The sequence below is a fragment of the Bradyrhizobium sp. MOS001 genome, assembly GCF_004634465.1.
Lineage (GTDB): Bacteria > Pseudomonadota > Alphaproteobacteria > Rhizobiales > Xanthobacteraceae > Bradyrhizobium > Bradyrhizobium barranii.
The window spans coordinates 31,394-49,694 of record NZ_SPVJ01000040.1 but is presented as its reverse complement, the minus strand read 5'-3'; the positions used below and the strand labels follow the sequence as shown (position 1 = coordinate 49,694).

17 protein-coding genes are annotated in these 18,301 nt (G+C 65.3%); 8 read left to right on the top strand and 9 right to left on the bottom strand.

Annotated features, from left to right (window positions below; all coding sequences use genetic code 11):
* The first annotated feature begins 19 nt into the window (after window positions 1-19).
* A complete protein-coding gene (locus CT676_RS33225; protein ID WP_244623343.1) occupies window positions 20-1,411 on the top strand; it encodes a squalene monooxygenase in 1,392 nt (463 codons plus the stop codon).
* Between the two features lie 90 nt (window positions 1,412-1,501).
* Here CT676_RS33225 and CT676_RS33220 read toward each other — a convergent pair whose 3' ends face one another.
* From CT676_RS33220 to CT676_RS33190, 7 genes are all read right to left on the bottom strand, one after another.
* Window positions 1,502-2,059: an HNH endonuclease gene (locus CT676_RS33220; RefSeq protein WP_063985805.1), complete on the bottom strand. Its 558-nt coding sequence runs from the start codon at window positions 2,057-2,059 to the stop codon at window positions 1,502-1,504.
* A gap of 221 nt (window positions 2,060-2,280) precedes the next feature.
* Window positions 2,281-3,258, bottom strand: a complete 978-nt coding sequence (locus tag CT676_RS33215; protein ID WP_135216227.1) for a peptidyl-alpha-hydroxyglycine alpha-amidating lyase family protein — start codon at window positions 3,256-3,258, stop codon at window positions 2,281-2,283.
* Between the two features lie 129 nt (window positions 3,259-3,387).
* A complete protein-coding gene (locus CT676_RS33210; protein ID WP_085401924.1) occupies window positions 3,388-5,163 on the bottom strand; it encodes an NAD(P)/FAD-dependent oxidoreductase in 1,776 nt (591 codons plus the stop codon).
* Window positions 5,164-5,240: 77 nt separating this feature from the next.
* Window positions 5,241-6,326 carry a DUF2855 family protein gene (locus tag CT676_RS33205; RefSeq protein WP_135216226.1) on the bottom strand — a complete coding sequence of 362 codons (1,086 nt, stop codon included), beginning with the start codon at window positions 6,324-6,326 and terminating at the stop codon, window positions 5,241-5,243.
* 98 nt (window positions 6,327-6,424) lie between these two features.
* Window positions 6,425-7,951 (bottom strand): acyl-CoA synthetase, encoded by a 1,527-nt coding sequence (locus CT676_RS33200; RefSeq protein WP_135216225.1) that lies wholly within the window; start codon window positions 7,949-7,951, stop codon window positions 6,425-6,427.
* 10 nt (window positions 7,952-7,961) lie between these two features.
* Window positions 7,962-9,137 carry an ABC transporter substrate-binding protein gene (locus CT676_RS33195; protein ID WP_085401927.1) on the bottom strand — a complete coding sequence of 392 codons (1,176 nt, stop codon included), beginning with the start codon at window positions 9,135-9,137 and terminating at the stop codon, window positions 7,962-7,964.
* A 51-nt stretch (window positions 9,138-9,188) separates the two neighbouring features.
* Window positions 9,189-10,163, bottom strand: a complete 975-nt coding sequence (locus CT676_RS33190; protein ID WP_085401928.1) for a nitronate monooxygenase family protein — start codon at window positions 10,161-10,163, stop codon at window positions 9,189-9,191.
* A 180-nt stretch (window positions 10,164-10,343) separates the two neighbouring features.
* On the opposite strand from CT676_RS33190, the gene CT676_RS33185 reads away from it, so the two are divergent.
* A complete protein-coding gene (locus tag CT676_RS33185) occupies window positions 10,344-11,231 on the top strand; it encodes a LysR family transcriptional regulator (protein ID WP_085401929.1) in 888 nt (295 codons plus the stop codon).
* A 149-nt stretch (window positions 11,232-11,380) separates the two neighbouring features.
* Here CT676_RS33185 and CT676_RS33180 read toward each other — a convergent pair whose 3' ends face one another.
* The gene (locus tag CT676_RS33180) at window positions 11,381-12,034 is read right to left on the bottom strand and encodes a DNA-3-methyladenine glycosylase (RefSeq protein WP_085401930.1); all 654 of its coding nucleotides are present in this window, start codon (window positions 12,032-12,034) and stop codon (window positions 11,381-11,383) included.
* Between the two features lie 224 nt (window positions 12,035-12,258).
* On the opposite strand from CT676_RS33180, the gene gluQRS reads away from it, so the two are divergent.
* On the top strand, window positions 12,259-13,131 hold the full coding sequence (gluQRS, locus tag CT676_RS33175) for a tRNA glutamyl-Q(34) synthetase GluQRS (RefSeq protein WP_085401959.1): 873 nt from the start codon (window positions 12,259-12,261) through the stop codon (window positions 13,129-13,131).
* Between the two features lie 103 nt (window positions 13,132-13,234).
* Entirely contained in the window at window positions 13,235-14,509 is a 1,275-nt protein-coding gene (locus CT676_RS33170; protein WP_085401931.1) for an ATP-binding protein, read from the top strand.
* On the opposite strand, the gene CT676_RS33165 is transcribed toward CT676_RS33170, so the two are convergent.
* Window positions 14,436-15,329, bottom strand: a complete 894-nt coding sequence (locus tag CT676_RS33165) for a YihY/virulence factor BrkB family protein (protein ID WP_085401932.1) — start codon at window positions 15,327-15,329, stop codon at window positions 14,436-14,438. The genes CT676_RS33170 and CT676_RS33165 overlap by 74 nt on opposite strands.
* 241 nt (window positions 15,330-15,570) lie before the next feature.
* On the opposite strand from CT676_RS33165, the gene CT676_RS33160 reads away from it, so the two are divergent.
* The 4 genes from CT676_RS33160 (at window position 15,571) to CT676_RS33145 (ending at window position 18,159) form a co-directional block, all read left to right on the top strand.
* Entirely contained in the window at window positions 15,571-15,765 is a 195-nt protein-coding gene (locus CT676_RS33160) for a twin transmembrane helix small protein (protein ID WP_085401933.1), read from the top strand.
* Window positions 15,766-15,767: 2 nt separating this feature from the next.
* A complete protein-coding gene (locus tag CT676_RS33155) occupies window positions 15,768-16,340 on the top strand; it encodes a cob(I)yrinic acid a,c-diamide adenosyltransferase (RefSeq protein ID WP_085401934.1) in 573 nt (190 codons plus the stop codon).
* A 125-nt stretch (window positions 16,341-16,465) separates the two neighbouring features.
* Entirely contained in the window at window positions 16,466-17,215 is a 750-nt protein-coding gene (locus CT676_RS33150; protein ID WP_071909337.1) for an electron transfer flavoprotein subunit beta/FixA family protein, read from the top strand.
* Complete coding sequence (locus tag CT676_RS33145; protein ID WP_063985793.1) at window positions 17,215-18,159, top strand: FAD-binding protein; 945 nt, start codon at window positions 17,215-17,217, stop codon at window positions 18,157-18,159. Before CT676_RS33150 ends, CT676_RS33145 begins: the two co-directional genes overlap by 1 nt.
* Window positions 18,160-18,301 lie beyond the last annotated feature (142 nt).

Sequence of the window (18,301 nt, the reverse complement as noted above, 5' to 3'; positions counted from 1 at the left end):
GATTGGAAACATTCCCGTAGTGCGGTCCACGCACAGAAAGGTGGTGAATCGAACCAAAGGAATAAGTATGAGCCGTCATTTTGGGCAACGCGCGGTTGTCATCGGAGCGGGGATTGGAGGATTGTCTGCCGCCGGTGCGCTTTCTTCCGCCTTCCAGGAAGTCGTCATTCTCGAACGCGATGTCCTGCCGGCTTCGATCATGTCCCGCGCCGGCGTTCCCCAGGATCGGCATCCGCATCTTCTTCTGGCCGGTGGGCTGCAGGCCCTCGACTCCCTTTTCCCGGGTTTCGCGCAGGATCTTGCCGCCGCCGGTGCAGTTCCCGTGAATGTCTTCAAGGACGTCCAGTACGAGCGGCCAGATGTCGGCGCGCTGCCAAGGCGCGACTGCGGGACGTCGCTGCTGTGCGGCTCGCGGCCGCTGATCGAGCATACGCTGCGCCGAAAGGTGACTGCGATCGCCAATGTCAAAGTGCAATCGCAGAGCCGCGTGATGGAGATTGTGCCGGCTGCAACCCGGCCGATGGTGAAGTTCGAGAACGACGCAGGCGTTGGTGCGGCGATCGAGGCGGATCTCGTGGTGGACGCATCCGGCCGCGGCGCGCCGACGCTCGGCCTGCTCGATGTGCTTGGCTGGGAGCGGCCGCAGGAGACCGTCGTGGGCGTCGACATCAGCTACACCACCGCGGTTCTGCGGCCGGGGCGAACCTCGTTCGACTGGCAAAATCTGGTCACGTTGCCCGATCCCGCCGCGTCGGCGACAGCCGGCTTGATCATTCCTCTCGAAGGCGGGCGCTGGTTTACATCGATCTCCCATCACGGCGCGACGAATTGCCCCGGCACGTGGGAGGACTATCTTGCGGCTGCGCGCCAATTGAAGACGCCGGCGATCTACAACGCAGTCTACAAGCTCTTGCCACCCGGAGGCCTCCGGCATTTCGTGTTTGACGCGAGCCGCTGGCGGCATTTTGAACGGCTCAAGCGGCTGCCGCGCGGGATTCTCCCCGTGGCGGACTCGCTGTGCCGGTTCAATCCGGTCTACGGGCAGGGCATGACGGTCGCCGCGCGAGAGGCAAAGTTGCTGCGCGAGATCCTGGATCGCGTCGCCGGGGAGGCGGACCCGATCGAGGCCCTCCAGGCTGGGTTCATGTCCGAAGTGGGCGCGCTGCTTCAGGCACCCTGGAACATGGGCGTGAACGCTGACTTCGCCTATCCAACCACGCGCGGCGAGCGCCCGGAGCGGTACGAGGAAAGCCGGCAGTTCGAAGCCGCTCTATTCCGGGCTGTCGTGGCCGATCCGGTGGTCCAGCGCGCGTTCTCGGATGTCGTGCAACTCATGGAGCCGTTCGACCTGATCAATTCGCCCGATATCCGCCAACGAATCGAGGCTCATTCGCTGGCGCAGAATGCGTGACGTTCGATAAAACGAACCGAGGACCCGACGGGTCCTCGATCTTTCGATTTCAGCAGGTCGCACGAACGGCCGAGCGCGAACAGCGTCGCCCTACGGATCCAGCTCCGTATCCCAGTAGAGATAATCCAGCCAGCTGTCGTGCAGATAGTTCGGCGGGAACAGGCGGCCGTTGCGGTGGAGCTGGTGCACGGTCGGCGCGAACGCGCTCTGGCGCGGAAACATTTTTGCCTGCGCCGGCGTCAGATTACCCTTGCGCAGATTACAGGGCGAGCACGCCGCGACCACGTTCTCCCAGGTGGTCTGGCCGCCTTTGCTGCGCGGGACGATGTGGTCGAAGGTGAGGTCTTCGGGCGAGCCGCAATATTGGCAGGCAAAACGATCGCGCAGGAAGACGTTGAATCGGGTGAACGCGGGATGCGTGGTCGGCTTGACGAAGGATTTGAGCGAGACGACGCTGGGCAGCTGCATTTGCAGCGTGGGACTGTGGACCGCCTGATCGTAATGCGCGACGATGTTGACGCGGTCGAGGAACACCGCCTTGATCGCGTCCTGCCACGACCAGAGAGACAGCGGGTAGTAACTCAGCGGCCGGAAGTCCGCATTCAGCACCAACACCGGCCAACTGCCTTGCGAGACATGTGCGTTCAAGTAACGCTCCTGGCCTCCAATATACGCTGCGAAGCAGCATGTACTGACATACTACATGCAGCGTGACGGGATTGTGAAGCCCGTTGAGCGACTTATTCAGATGCACGCAATGCGGCGGCGGGGTGGCAAAGCGCTCAAAACCGCCGTGATTTGGGGGGCGAGGACGACGCCGGGGGGAGGCAGGGTCGGCCCGACAGCGCATCGCGGCTTCGCCCGCCCAACTATTCCCGCACCCGCTCCAGCTTCTGCAAGCACCGCGTGGCGCGCACCACGGCCGGCATCTCCTGGTCCGGAAAACTCGTCTTCCAGTCGGTGACGCCGACCTCGCCGACATAGATGTCGCCCTTCGAATCCAGCGCGATGCCGTGCGGAGCCAGGAATTTTCCGCTGGCGACACCCGGCCCTTCTTCGCCGCCGAGCCGCGCGATGCGTTTGCCTTGTGCGTCCACGATCGACAGCCGCGGGCCGAGATTGGGCACCTTGCGGTTGACGGCGAGGCCCGGGCCGAGCTCGCCGATTACGAATGTCGGGCTCTTGCCGCCACCACAGCAGCACAGTGCGCAGGGCCGGTGCAGGTTGTTCCACTGCGTCTCGTACCTGCCCTCCCCATCGAACACCTGCACGCGATGGTTCTCGCGGTCGGCGACATAGACAAAACCGTCGGCGTCGGCGGCGATGTTGTGCACGATGTTGAACTGGCCGGGATCGGTGCCGGGCTCGCCCCAGCTCTTGAGCAGCTTGCCGTCCGGCGTGAACTTGTGCACGCGCGCATTGCCATAGCCGTCGGAGACGTAGATATCGCCCTTCGGCGACAGCGCGGTATGGGTGCAGCGATGGAACGGATCGCCGCTCATGAACGGCGACGGCTTCTCGGGGATGCCGATCGTCAGCAGGACCTTGCCGTCGGTGGTGCATTTGCGCACGGTGTGGTCGCCGTCATCGGTGCAGTAGAGATTGTCGTCGGCATCGATGTGCAGGCCGTGCGCGCGGGAGAACAGGCCTTCACCCCAGCTTCGGAGGAAATTGCCCTCGCGATCCAGCACCACCATCGGATGGCCCCCCCGGTTGAAGACGTAGACGCGGTCCTTGCTGTCGACGGCGACCGAGGCGACGTCGGTCAGCGTCCAGCCGTCGGGCAGCTTCGCAAAATTGTCGACGACGCGGTAGCGGTGCTCGCTGGTGCCGAGAATGGCAGGCATTTGTTTTTCCTCTTCTTCGTTTCAGCGGCGCGATCGTCTCTACACTGTCATTGCGAGCGCAGCGAAGCAATCCAGACTGTCTTCGCGGAAAGATCCTGGATTGCTTCGCTGCGCTCGCAATGACGAGGCTTAAGCGGCGCCCGCCTCACGCCCCAAAATCCCTTCCTCGATCGCCTTGATCTGGAGCGCGAGATATTTCGAGTTGATCCGGCACTGCGCGAGGCTGCCGGCGATGAACCACAGGCCGGGCTGCTTCGTCCGCGCGTACATGTTGCGCAGCTCCAGGCCGTCGCCAAAGCCCCAGACCGGGCCGACGCGGTCGGCGACGCCGTCGCCGAACAGTTTTCGCACCAGATATTCCTGCGGCTTGTAGCCGGTGGAGAGCACGATGAGGTCGGCCGGAATGGTCGCGCCGTCCTTCATCCGTGCGCCTTCGGCCGTGAAGCTCTCGACGTCTGCAAACTGCCTGAGCCCGATCGCGCCCTCGACGATCAGGTTGGAGCAGCCGACATTGAAATAATAGCCACCACCGCGGGTGAGGTATTTGAACTGCCAGCCGGTGCCGGCCTCGCCGAAGTCGAGCTTGAATCCGACTTTGCGCAGGCCGTCGAGCAGCTCCTTGTCGAGCTCCTTCGACTGCTCGGTCAGCATCACATGGGTTTTCTTCGCGAGCGGCGTCGGCATCGAGGTCGCGATCAGGTCGTTGTCCTCGAGCGTGCCTTCGTTGTAGGTCGCATAGGCGAGCTGGGCCGACGGCTCGATATTGGTGACCAGCGTCGGCGAGCGCTGCACCAGTGTCACCTCGGCGCCGCTGGAGCAGAGATCCTGCGCGATGTCATGGCCGCTGTTGCCGGTGCCGATCACGATGGCGCGCTTGCCGGTCCAGTTCTCGCCGTCCTCGTAGCGGCTCGAATGCAGCAGCGTGCCTTTGAAATTGGCGAGGGTCGGAATATCAGGCACATTCGCGATGCCGCTGACGCCAGTCGCCATCACCACATGGCGCGGCCGCATGGTGCGCTTGCTGCCGTCGGCGCGCCGCAGCGTGACGGTCCAGCAGCCCTTCGCGTCGTCATAGCTGCCGCCCTCGAACTCGGCGCCGGTCCAGAAATCCAGCTCCATCGCGTCGACATAGGCTTCGAACCAGTTGGCGAGCTTGTCCTTCGGGATGTAGGTCGGCCAGTTCGGCGGGAACGGCATGTAGGGCAAATGATTGACCTGCACCTGGTTATGCAGGGTCAGCGCGTGATAGCGCTTGCGCCAATTGTCGCCGATCCGCGTCTCGCGATCGACGATCAGCGTGTCGATCTTCAATTGCTTCAGCCGTGCTGCAATCGCAAGGCCGGCCTGGCCGCCGCCGACCACCAGCACGGCAGGATCGCGATCGGCGTAGTCGCGGGCTGCGTTACGCAAATCGAGCCAGTTCGGCCCGCGGAAATCGCGTGAATAGGCCTGCCCCCGCGGACGCGACGTGCCGAGTTGCTCCTCGAAGCCTTTGAGCTCATCGAGCGCGGTGAGCAGCGTCCACGCCTTCAGCCGGTCGCCATCGGCGGTATCGGGCACGAGCCGGACGATGCCGCTGCCGCGACCGATCACGGTCTCGAAATTGAAGATGATCTCGATATTGCTGGTGCCGGCGCGCGTAACCCAGCGCGGCGCCGCGCGGTTGGGCGCGATCGTGAAGCTGGTCGGCGCCGCCCGTGGCGCGAGCGCCCTCAGCGCTTGGGCAATCCGGTCGTGGCCCGCGATCGTTTGCAGGTTCCAGCTCAGCGCCAGCACATCGCGCCAAAAACTGTCGGCGAGGAAGAGATGGTCCAGTGCGGCCGGATCAGGCTTGCCGAGCGAGCGCTCGAACTCATCGAGCCAGGCTTGCGCCGAGACGGAAATATCCTTCGTCTTGTCCAGCATGCGCGACCTCGTGGCCGTCTTCGCGGCGTTTCCTCTGAGGTTGACGCTATACCGGTTCGAGGAGCCTCGAAAGCGGTTTACCCGAGCAGAGAGAGCATGTGGCCCTGCTCCGGCGGAATACGCCCTTTCAGCGTATCGAGAAACACCTGCCGCACCGCGTCGGGTCCGCGGCTCTCGACCACGGTCAGGCTTCTCTCCAGGAGCGGCGCAAAGCCGGACCATGCCGCGCCAAAGCGCTGCTCGATGCCGCCCGGGCCCCATTCCTTGGCGCGCTTGCGGATCTGGTCGGGCGCGAAGAACCAGCGCGGCTTTGCACCGGGCAGCTCGCCTTCGTCGGGCTCGGTGGCGCGATGCGTCAATCCGACGCGTACGGAGCATTTCATCCGGTCGCCGAAGTGCCGATGCAATCCGGCGCGCAGCGCACTGTTGCCGGCCATGTCAACGAAGGCGATCGGCGCGCCCGATGGCAACGACGCAATGCGGTCATAGGTGACGACCTCGTCACAGCAACCGAGCGACGAGACAAAGTCGACATTGCCGGCGGACGTCAGCCCGATCACCTTGCGGCCGCGCGCGTGCAACAGATGCGCAAGGCCGAACGCGGTCTTGCTCGAGGCGCTGGAGAGCAGCACGGTGCGGGCGCCGAAATCGTCGTTCTTGGCCAGAAAGTCGTCGACCAGGAACGACAGCATGAATAGCGGCCGCAGCAGCGCCTGGTAATCGCCCTTCCGGCCGGCGTAAGCGGGATCGCCGCTGACGCGGGCATAGGCGTTGTAGACCGGCGCCACGCCCTGCCGGTGTGCGGCACCGTCGCGAAGGCCGCGCTTGCTCACGTCGGTCGCCTCGATGACGAGATGCGTCGCCATCGGGAAATAGCCGAACAGGCGCTCGCCCACGGCGATGTTCGGATGACTGGACGCGAGCACCTCGCCAAAGCCCCATACCGGAATGTTGCCAAAACCGTTCGGCGCGGGAAAGAGCTGCCAGTATTTCAACTCGTCGCCCATCACCGCATAGGTGATGTTGTTGGCGGTGAAGGCGAAGCGGTCGACCTTCACGAGCAGGGCGTCAGGCGGCAGCGTATCCGCGCCGGGAAGCTCGGTCGTGACCACCTTGCACTGGTCGAGGTTATCTTTCGCAACGACGAAGTCGATCGATGTCATGGCTTTGATCCGGGCTCTGTCTGCGCCGGCATTTCATCGTTCACCCATGATCTTTTTGCAACAGCAACATAGTTTAAAACGCCGTTCGCAGCCGTTCGTTACGCGCCGGCGCGTGCGTGGCCCGCCCAATAGGGCTCACGCAGCTTGCGCTTGAAGATCTTTCCCGTCGCCTCGCGCGGCAGCGCGTCGCGGAATTCGACGTCCTTCGGCACCTTGAAATTGGCAAGCCGCTCGCGCAGGAACGAGTGGACCGCCGCGGACGAGAGCGCTGCGCCCGGCTCCGGCTCGACATAGGCGCAGAGCCGCTCGCCAAATTCCGCGTCGGGAATACCGAACACCGCGCAATCGCGCACGCCGGGCATTCCGATCAGCGCATTCTCGATCTCCGCCGGATAGATGTTGACGCCGCCGGAGATCACCATGTCGCGCTTGCGGTCGCACAGGAACAGATAGCCGTCCTCGTCGAGATAGCCGACGTCGCCGACGCTGACGAGACCGTCGCGGCCCGCCTCGGCGCGGGCCTCGGCCTTGCCGTGATAGTCGAAATCCGGCACCGAGGCCTGCCGCATGTAGATTTCACCGGGTTCGTTGACGTCGCACGGGCTGCCGTCGGCGCGGAAGATCTTGACGACACCGCCCTCGATGGCGCGGCCGACGGTGCCGGGCTTCTTCAGCGCCTCCGCCGCGGAGTGCCACACCGGAATTCCGGTCTCGGTCGAGCCGAAATATTCGTTGATGACGCCACCCCACCAATCGATCATCGCCTTCTTCACGTCGGGCGGGCAGGGCGCCGCGCCATGAACGACAAAGCGCAGCGACGACAGGTCGTAACGCCGCTTCACGTCGTCGGGCAGCCGCAGCAAGCGGACGAACATCGTCGGAACCATATGCATGTGCGTGACGCGATGGCGCTCGATCAGTTGCAGCAGGTCTTCGGGATCGAAGCGCGGCTCCAGCACGATGGTGCAGCCACTGCGATAGGCTAGCATGCCGTAGGAGTGCGGAGCGGAATGGTACATCGGGCCGTTCATCAGCACGACCTGATCCTCGTTCGGCTTCACACCGTAGGCGATCGCCCCGACGCGCTCGGAGGCTGCGACCTGCTCGGGGCGCATCGGCATGCGCCGCACCCCCTTCGGCATGCCCGTCGTGCCCGACGTGTAGAACATCGGCGCGCTGCGGCGTGGCGGCTGGGTGAGTTCCGCCTGGCTGTCCCGCCATTTGTCCCAATCGGTCAATCCGTCCGGCACCTTTGCGAGTGCAGCGGGGATGTCGAACGCGCCGGCGATCTCCGGCGGCGTCGGCACGACCATCAGCGCCAGTTCCTCCGGCAGGCCGTCGCGAATCTGCGGCAGCAGGTCGGCATGGCAGATCAGGATGTCGGCGCCGCTGTCGGCCAGGATATAGCGGACTTCGGCAGCCTTCAGATGCCAGTTGATCGGCACCACCGGTCGGCCGAGCGCGGCGGAAGCCGCGACCACCTCGAACAGGGCGAAGTCATTGCGCAGCATCATGGCGACCGGCGTGCCCTCGCGCCCGCCGAGCGCGCTGATCCCGCCTGCGGCCCGCCTGATCCGCGCATGGAGTTCTGCATAATCGATCCTGCGCTCGCCGCTGATGATCATGGGATGTCCTCTACCGGTCATCGAGAATGCCGCCGAACGGCACCCAGCTCTTGCCGTTGAAGCGGCGGAGCTGCAGCTGCTGGAACGGCAGATAGTCGTCCGGACCGGTCGACACGCTCATTCCGGGCAACAGCAGCGGCAGCTTCACCTCTTTCAGCGACGCGGCCTGCTTCAAGATGTTGTCGCGGCTGACATCGTCCTTGCAGGCGTTCAGCACCGTCATCAGCAGCGTGGCATAGTGATAGCCCGCGGCGTAGTTGGAGTTCGAGAGATCCGCGGTCGGCATGTATTGCTTCATGAACGCGAAATATGACTTCACGCCGGGATCGTCGGCCCATTGCGGGTCCATCGTGTCCTTCTGGTTGCTCGACGAGATCAGCCCGACCGCATTGTCCAGTCCCGCCGGCTCCAGGAACGAGATCGAGGAGGCCGAGGTCGGCACGAACAACAGCTCCGGCTTCCAGCCGATCTCGGCTACACCCTTGACCATCTGCGAGGTGAACTTGCCGAGCACCACGCCAAACAGCACGTTGGCGCCTGACGCTTTCAGCGTCGAGAGCTGCGAGCTGATCGTCGGCGCGCTGGTCTCGTAGCTCGCCTCCGCGATGATCATGCTTGCGGCCTTGGGCCCGAGCGCGCGCTTGAAGCCCGCGACATAGTCGCGGCCGAAATCGTCGTTCTGGGACAGGATCGCGATCTTCGCGTCGGGCTTGGCCTGCAAGATATACTTGGCATAGACGACGCCCTCGGATTCGTAGGCCGCCATGCCTGGCATCGTCCAGGGATTCTTCTGCGGATCGGCCCATTTGGTGGCGCCCGAGAGCACGAACAGCTGCGGCACCTTCTTGGCGTTGAGGTAACGCTGCACGGCGCTGTTGGTGGCGGTGCCGAGCGAGCCGAACATCATCAGCACCTCGTCCTGCTCCACCAGCTTGCGGGTCTGCTCGACCGTCTTCGGCGGCGAGTAGGCGTCGTCCAGCGTGATGAACTTGACCTTGCGGCCGTTGATGCCGCCCTCCGCGTTGACCTTCTCGAAGAACGCCTCCTGCGTCCGTCCGATCGCGCCGAAGCCGGATGCCGGACCGCTATAGGGCAGGGTCTGCCCGATCCGGATCTCGTCCGCACCGGCGCTGCCGGCGGCAAGCGTCAGCAAAGACAGGCCTGTCAGCGCGGCTGTCAGCTTCATGATGTCCTCCCGTTTGTCTTGTCAGTCCAATTTTCTTGTCGGACCAAGCCGTCAGGCGCTGGCGCGCATCAGGAAATCCTGCCGGGCCTGATCGAATTCGCCCTTCATCCGGTCGACCAGCTCGGCCACCGGCGGCGCATCCAGGATCTGGCCGATGCCCTGGCCCGAGCCCCAGATGTCGCGCCACGCCTTGGATTTCATGTTGCCGCCGGAGCCGAAGTTCATTTTCGTCTTGTCGGCAACCGGGAGATTGTCCGGATCGAGCCCGGCGGCGGCAATCGAGGGGCCGAGATAGTTGCCGTGCACGCCGGTGAACAGGTTGGTGTAGACGATGTCGTGCGCGGCGTGCTGCGTCAGCGCGGACTTGTAGGCTTCGTCGGCATTGGCTTCCTGTGTCGCGATGAAGCGCGTGCCCATATAGGCGAGGTCAGCGCCCAGCGTCAGCGCGGAGGCGATACCAAAACCGTCGCTGATTGCGCCCGACAGCAGGATCGCGCCGTCGAACCATTGCTTGACCTCGCGCACCAGCGCGAAAGGCGACAGCATGCCGGCATGCCCACCCGCGCCGGCGCAGACCAGGATCAGGCCGTCGACGCCCTGCTCGGCGGCTTTCCGCGCGTGCTTGACGTTGATGACATCGTGGAACACCAGCCCGCCATAGGAGTGCGCGGCCTCGACGATCTCGGCGGGCGGCCGCAGCGAGGTGATGATGATGGGCGCCCTGTGCTTCACACAGGTTTCCATGTCCTTCATCAAGCGGTCGTTGGAGGCATGGCAGATCTGGTTGACGGCGTAGGGCGCGACCTTCTTGCCGGGATTGCGCGATTTGTATTCGCCGAGCTCGTCCTCGATGCGGCTCAGCCACTCGTCGAGCTTTTCCACCGGACGGGCGTTGAGCGCCGGAAACGAGCCGACGACACCGGCCTTGCATTGGGCGATCACCAGCTCCGGCCCGGAGACGATGAAGAGGGGCGAGCCGACCACGGGCAGCTCCAGATTGTTCTTGAGCAGAGCGGGCAGTGCCATCCGATCCTCCTGACGACGCGCGTCAACGGCCTGCCGGCCGGGGTGAGCGCTTCCATGTCGATTGTCGCGCCGGCGGGGTGTCCGCCGCTTGCGTGTTTGACCCCACTATAGGGTTGGACGGCGCGCAGGGGATCGTTCAATATTGAACAAGCGGATATTCACATTTGTACGGAGCCGGCGGTGGATTGGGATCTCTGCAAGACCTTCGTCGCGGTCGCCGACACCGGCAGCTTCACCGCGGCGGCAAAGCGCCTGCACGCCAGCCATCCGACCGTCAGCCGCAAGATCGCGGCGCTGGAGGCGCAGCTCGGCACCAAGCTGCTGGCGCGGGCCGCCGATGGCTTCGTGCTTACCGCCGATGGACGTACGCTGCGAGAGCATGCCGAGGCGATGGCGGCTGCCGCGCTCCGCGCCGAAGCCGCCGTAGGCGCCGGCGGGCGTAAGGCGCGCGGCACGGTCAAGCTGTCGATCGGCGCAACGCTGGCCTCGCACTGGCTGATGCCGCGGCTGCGCTCTTTTCTCAGCGCACATGATCACATTCGGCTCGAGATCATCACCCATCCGTTTCCGGCCAGCGTGCGCCGCCGGGAAGCCGACGTCGTGCTGCGCCCGGTCGACAGCGGTGAGGAAAATCTGGTCGGTCGCAGGGTCGGCCGCCTCGGCACCGGCTTCTATGCCTCGCGCGACTATGCCGCGGGCCGGTCCATGCCGGAGCGGAGCAGCGAGTGGAAGGGGCACAGCGTCATCGGCTTCGCCGACCAGGATTCGAACGCGCAGCTGGCGCGCTGGAGCGATGCGATCACCCGGCAAGGCACCATGGTGATGCGCTGCTCGTCGCAGGGCGACATGCTGGCGGCGGTGCGCGCCGGAATCGGAATCTCTGCGCTGTCCTGCTTCGTCGCGGAGAGCTATCCGGACCTCGTGCGCGTCGCGCCGCAGAAACTCGTCAGCGTCGCCGATCTCTGGCTGCTCGCCCATCCCGATCTGGTCGAGTTGTCCGCGGTGCGGGCCGTCGTCGACTTCGTGGCCGAATGCGCCCGCGCCGATCGCGAGCGGCTGCGAGGCTAGGGGGCCTGGTGCCCCGGACGCAGCGCAGCACGCAGTGATGCGCTGCTGAGCCGGGGCCCATGCTCCAACTCGCCAAGCCCATGGGTCCCGGCTCTGCGGTGCGTCACTTCGTGCCGCACCGCGTCCGGGACACGACCTATCTGTCGTCGTCAGGCCTGACCTGCGATGACACCTTCGCGCTTCTTGATCACGCGATAATAGCTCCACCACAGATGCGCGGCTGCTCCGCGCAGGGGACGCCAGGGTTCGGCGAGTGGCGCCATCTGCTTTTCCGTCGGCCGCGCCTTGAGCCCCAGGCCAACTTTGATCCCCTCCTGCACGGCGATGTCGCCGGCCGGCCAGGCATCGCCGTGTCCAAGGCAGAACAGCAGATAGACATCGGCCGTCCACGGACCGATGCCGGGCAGCGCGATCAGCGTATGGTGCGCGGCCTCGGCGTCTTCCTCGGCGAGCACGTCGAGGTTCAGCCGCTGCGCATTGATCTCGCGCGCGAGATGTTTCAGCGTCTTGATCTTGGCGGCGGACAGGCCGAGCCGTCCCAGCCGGTCGGTGCGGGCGCGGCTCACGGCCTCATGGTCGAACGGATCGAACGCGGCCGACAGCCGCCCCCAGATCGCTGCGGCGCTCGCGGTCGAAAGCTGCTGCCCGCAAACGATGTGGGCGAGCCCCGTAAAACCCGGCTCACGCCGCCGCAAGGCGGGCATGCCGGCGATCTCGAGCACGGGCTTGAGGCGCGGGTCGCGCTTGATCAGCGCGTGGACGGCCTCTTCGAGATCGGACTGGGTTTCGAGGTGGATGGTCATTTGGGTCGGCAAACTCTCTCCGGCGCCAGGGCCGGGCTTGACCCGGCCATCCACGTCTCTCTAACCACACGACATGTCTAGCATGGGTGACAGTGTTCGTATCTGTCCACGACTTGACACGATCGCTGTATCGCACCGAAGAACGTGGATGGCCGGGACATAGGCGAGCGGAAGCGACGCCGTCCCTTCGGACGGCTATGCCCGGCCATGACGAGTTTCACCGCATGGCGCCACCCGTTTTCCGTTTTGCCCCCAGTCCGAATGGCCTCTTGCATCTCGGCCACGCCTATTCGGCGCTGCTCAATTTCGACCGCGCGCGCGAGACCGGCGGGCGGCTGTTGCTGCGGATCGAGGACATCGACGCGACGCGCTGCCGGCCGGAATATGAGACGGCGATCTACGACGACCTCGCCTGGCTCGGCATCGCCTGGGAAACGCCGGTGCGGCGGCAGTCGGAGCATCTCGCGGTTTATCGCGCCGCGCTCGAAAAACTCTCTGCACTTGGTCTCGTCTATCCCGCGTTCGAAAGCCGCGCGGAGATCGCCAGGCTCGTGACCGCGCGCGAGGCCGCCGGGCCATGGCCGCGCGATCCCGATGGCGCGCCGCTTTATCCGGGTGACGCCAGATCGCTGTCGGCCGGCGAGCGCGACCGGCTCATTGCATCTGGCGTGCCTTACGCGCTCCGGCTCGACATGGCGGCCGCCTGCCGACACGTTGCCGGTCTGACCTGGAACGAGCTTGGCGAGGGGCCCGATGGCGAGCGCGGCATCGTCGCGGCGCGACCGGAGGCCTGGGGCGACGTCATCCTGGCCCGCAAGGAGACGCCGACCAGCTACCATTTGTCCGTCGTCGTCGACGACGCGCTCCAGGGCATCAGCGAGGTCGTGCGGGGGCAGGACCTGTTTCACGCCACCTCGGTTCACCGCCTGCTCCAGGTCCTGCTCGATCTGCCGGAACCCGCCTATCGCCACCACGCGCTGATTCTGGACGAGGCGGGCCGGAAGTTGTCGAAATCGGGTCGCTCGACCGGCCTGCGCGAGCTGCGCGCTGCCGGCGCCACGCCCGCCGGCATCCGCCGGTTGGTGGGATTAGGTTAAGTTTCTCTGGGGGTTAGCGAAACGCCGCCGTGACTCCAGGGGTTCCGCCGTGCGATGCTTGCTTGAGAGCCTGGGGATCGAAGGGGACCCTTCGAAGGGATTCATGGCGGCGAAAACGCGCTCAGCGCGCACCACGCGAACGTCCAGGCGACCGCCTCGGAAGCGGTCCGGGGCGACCGGCCGGTTGCGCAAGCGCAGCGCCAAGGCCGTGGCGCCGGACGTGGTCCAGGCCGCGCTCGCCGCCTTCGCCCATGAGGTCCGTACCCCCCTGACCGGCATTCTCGCGATCAGCGACCTGCTCGCCACCTCCGATCTCGGCGAGCGGGAGCGGCGCTGGGCCGACACCATCAAGGCCGGTGCCGAGCATCTGGCGAGCCTTGCCACCCTGTTCGTCGATGCCGCCAGGACCGGCAAGGGGGCGGGCAAGGGTGGAAGTGCCTTGCGGCAGGACTTGTTCGATCTGCGCGCGCTCGCCCGCAGCGCCGGCGATTCGCTCGCCGGACGCGCCGCGGCCAAGGGCCTCCAGGCCCAGGTCGATATCTCCGAGAAGCTGCCGGGGCTGGTGGTCGGCGATTCCGTCCGCCTGCGCGCCGCGCTCGAGAACCTGATCGACAATGCCGTCAAATTTACCGAGCAGGGCGGTGTCGCGCTCGCGGTCGCGCCTTGGCGTCCCGCCAAAGGCAAGGCCAGAGACAAGGCGAAGGGCAAGGTCGGCGTCGCCTTCGCGGTGTCCGACAGCGGCATCGGCCTGACCATGGCCGAGATCAAGCGGCTGTTCCGCCCCTTCACCCAGGCCAATGTCACCATCGCCTCGCGCTTCGGCGGCGCCGGCTTGGGCCTTTCCTCGGTCAAGCAACTGGCGCGCGCGATGGGCGGCGACATCACGGTCGCACCGCGGCGCGGCGGCGGCGCCACCTTCACGTTGACGATGTCGCTCGACGCGACGGAATCGCGCAAGTCCCGCAAGTCGAAGGGCGAAGCCGAGGCGGATGCGATAGCCGCGCTGCGCGTGCTCAGTGTCGAGGACAATCCGTTCGGCCGCGTCGTGCTCAACACCATCCTGACCGAGCTCGGCCACCATGCCGAGTTCATCGGGCGCGGCGAGGACGCGGTGAACCGGCTCGCGCAGGGCGCGTTCGATGCGGTGCTGATGGACATGGTGCTGCCTGGCATCGACGGCGTCGAGGCCATCAGGCGGATCCGGACCATGCCGGCGCCGCTGGCTCAGATCCCCATCATCGGCGTGTCCGGCCGTGGCGAGGACGAGGCGGCCTCGCGCGAGGCCGGCGCCGACGCCTTCCTGGTCAAGCCTGTGTCTCCGCGCGCTTTAGCGACTGCGCTGCTTGAAGCGAAACGCCGTGAGGAAGCTGCGACTTGATGATCGCGGCGTTGAGTTCGCCGCCGTAGACGAATATCGCGGCGATGAAATACAGGAACACCAGCGCGATGATCACCGAGGCGAGCCCCGCATACATCGTCACGTAGTTGTTGGCGAAGCGCGCCAGATATTGGCCGAACACGATGCCCGAGATCAGCGACGCCACGATGGTGAAGACGATGCCGGGCAGGATCTGGAGGAAGGTGCGCCGTCCCGCCGGCAGCCAGGCATGCAGGATGATCAGCGCCACCACCAGCGCACCCACGGTGATGCCGTAGCGCAGCCAGGTGAGGATGCTCTCGTTCGACTCGACGACCAGCGGGATATGGCGCCGCGCCGCCTCGATGAAGAGCGGGCCAAGCACGATCAGGAACGCCATGGCGAGCGCGGTGAAGGCCGCGACCAGCGTGTAGCCGATCGATTCAAGGCGCAGCCAGTACCAGCGCCGCATCTCCACCACCGCATAGGCGCGGTTCAGCGCGACGCGCAGCGCCTCGACGCCGTTGGAGGCGAAATACACCGACAGCGCTGCGCCGATCGTCAGCACGCCGGTGCGGGTCGTGGTCAAAACGTCGTGGACTTCCCCCGAGATCGAATCGGCGACCTGCTTGGGCCAGACCTGAAGCATCAGGCTTGCGGCCTGATCGGCAAGTTCCTTGGAGCCGAAGAAGCCGGCGAGCGAGGTCAGCACGATCAGGAACGGGAACAGCGCCATCAGCGTCGACAGCGCGATATGGCTCGCGATCGCCCAGCCGTCGTCGGCGAGGAAGGTGTAGAAGGCGTCTTCCACGACGACGTAGATGGTGCGGATTGCCCTCACGCGCCCACCTACACGACAGGTGCCGCTCGCTCGCCCCGTGCGCGGGGAGAGGCGAAAAAGCCGGGCAATTGGCGCAGACCAGAAATCATCGCACTACCATCTGATATTATTGACCTAAAAGCCAGATCGCGAAGCGCCCCCGCCGTCATTCCGGGCTCGATGCTTCGCATCGCCCCGGAATGACGGCGGCGGCTGCCGCGGCACCATGGCGCATCCGCAAGCACGGTGTTATCTACCCCAAATGGCATCTCTCCTGAGTACTTTCATCCTGCCGGTAGCGGCCGGCGCCGTGGCGGTGGTGCTGCTGCTCGGTCTCGTCAACATGATGCGCGGCGGCTCGCCAAACACCTCGCAGAAGCTGATGCGCTGGCGCGTGCTGCTTCAGTTCGTGGCGATCGTGATTGCCATGCTCTCGGTCTGGGCGATGGGGCGTTAAAAATGGTCACGCTGAATCGCATCTATACGAAGACCGGTGACGACGGCACGACGGCGCTCGGAACGGGCGAGCGCCGTCCGAAATACGATCTGCGCATCGAAGCCTATGGCACCGTGGACGAGACCAATGCCGCGATCGGCGTTGTCAGGCTCCACACCCATGACATGTCCGAGTTCGACGCGATGCTCGGCCGCATCCAGAATGATCTGTTCGACCTCGGCGCGGACCTCGCGGTGCCCGAGCGTGAAGGCAAGGCCGAGCGGCTGCGGGTGGTGGCAAGCCAGGTCGAGCGGCTCGAACGCGACATCGACGCGCTCAACGACAAGCTGGCGCCGCTCACCTCCTTCGTGCTGCCGGGCGGCACGCCGGCCGCCGCCTACCTCCACGTTGCCCGTACGATTTGCCGCAGGGCGGAACGCGTGATGGTGGAACTGGCGGCCCGGCCCGGCGAGCCCGTGGGCGCTGCTGGCATCCAGTATATGAACCGCCTGTCGGACTTCCTGTTCGTTGCCAGCCGTGCCGCCAACGATAATGGTGCCGGCGACGTGCTCTGGGTTCCGGGCCAGAATCGCTGACCCATTGAGGTCGATATTTCTAAGGTCTAAAATTTGGCCCTGTCGCGCGTTGACCGGGCCGGATCAGGCCTTTAGGTTCCGCGCCAGTTGATAACCCCCCTCCCAAATTGAGTGAAAGAGGATCGATGAAGGTCTTGGTGCCGGTAAAGCGGGTGGTTGATTACAACGTCAAGGTCCGCGTCAAGGGCGATGGATCGGGCGTTGAACTCGCCAACGTGAAGATGTCGATGAACCCGTTCGACGAAATCGCGGTCGAGGAAGCGTTGCGCCTGAAGGAAGGCGGCAAGGCCACCGAGGTCGTCGTGGTTTCCATTGGACCGGCGCAGGCCTCGGAGACGATCCGCACCGGTCTCGCCATGGGCGCCGACCGCGGCATCCTGGTGAAGGTTGATGGCACCGTCGAGCCGCTCGCGGTCGCGAAGATTCTGAAGAAGATCGCCGACGAAGAGCAGCCCGGCCTGATCATTCTCGGCAAGCAGGCGATCGATGACGACAGCAACCAGACCGGTCAGATGCTGGCCGCGCTGCTCGGCTGGTCGCAGGCGACGTTTGCTTCGAAGCTCGAGGTCGAAGGTTCTGACTTCAAGGTCACCCGCGAAGTCGACGGCGGTCTGCAGACCGTCAAGCTGAAGGGACCGGCGATCGTCACCACGGATCTCCGTCTCAACGAGCCGCGCTATGCCTCGCTGCCCAACATCATGAAGGCCAAGAAGAAGCCGATCGCGGAGAAGACCGTCGCCGATTACGGCGTCGACGTCGCCGCGCGTCTCGAGGTTCTCAAGACGACGGAGCCGGCGGGCCGCAAGGCGGGCGTCAAGGTCAAGGACGTCGCCGAGCTGGTGTCGAAACTCAAGAACGAAGCCGGGGTGCTCTGATGACGACGCTTCTGATTGCCGAACACGACAATGCGTCGCTGAAGGACGCGACCAACAAGGCCCTGACCGCGGCTGCCGCACTCGGCGCGGATGTCGACGTGCTGGTGGCCGGCCAGAACGCCAAGGCTGCGGCGGATGCCGCCGCCAAGCTTGCCGGCGTGAAGAAGGTGCTGCTTGCCGAGGGCGAGACCTACGCCCACGATCTTGCCGAGCCGCTGGCCGCGCTGATCGTCTCGCTGGCTTCCGGCTATGACGCGATCGTCGCGCCCGCGACCTCGCGCTTCAAGAACGTGATGCCGCGTGTCGCAGCCCTGCTCGACGTCATGCAGGTCTCCGAGATCACCAAGGTGGTCGCCCCCGACACCTATGAGCGCCCGATCTATGCCGGCAACGCCATCCAGACGGTGAAGTCGAAGGACGCCAAGAAGGTCATCACGGTGCGCACCTCGACCTTTGCGGCGGCGGGTGAAGGCGGCAGCGCCGCCGTCGAGAACGTCGCTGCGGCGGCCGATCCGGGCCTGTCGTCCTTCGTCGGCGAGGAAGTCGCCAAGAGCGACCGCCCCGAGCTGACCTCGGCCAAGATCATCGTCTCCGGTGGCCGTGCCATGCAGAGCCGCGAGAACTTCGCCAAGTACATCGAGCCGCTCGCCGACAAGCTCGGTGCCGGCGTCGGTGCCTCGCGCGCGGCGGTGGATGCCGGCTATGCGCCGAACGACTGGCAGGTCGGCCAGACCGGCAAGGTGGTGGCCCCCGAGCTCTATGTCGCGGTGGGCATTTCCGGCGCGATCCAGCATCTGGCCGGCATGAAGGACTCCAAGGTGATCGTCGCGATCAACAAGGACGAGGACGCGCCGATCTTCCAGGTCGCCGATTACGGCCTGGTCGCCGACCTCTACCAGGCGGTTCCTGAGCTCACCGAAGCGCTCGCCAAGCTCGGCAAGTAAAAACGCGCTAAAAACACCGGCCGGAGTGGTACACTCCGGCCGGTTTTTCTTTTTCAAGGCGTTTTCTTTGGCGTGGGGCACGCCGGGGAAGCGATCCAATCTAGGTTTCGAGCCAGGATTCTGATCTAATCGAGTTTCTGAT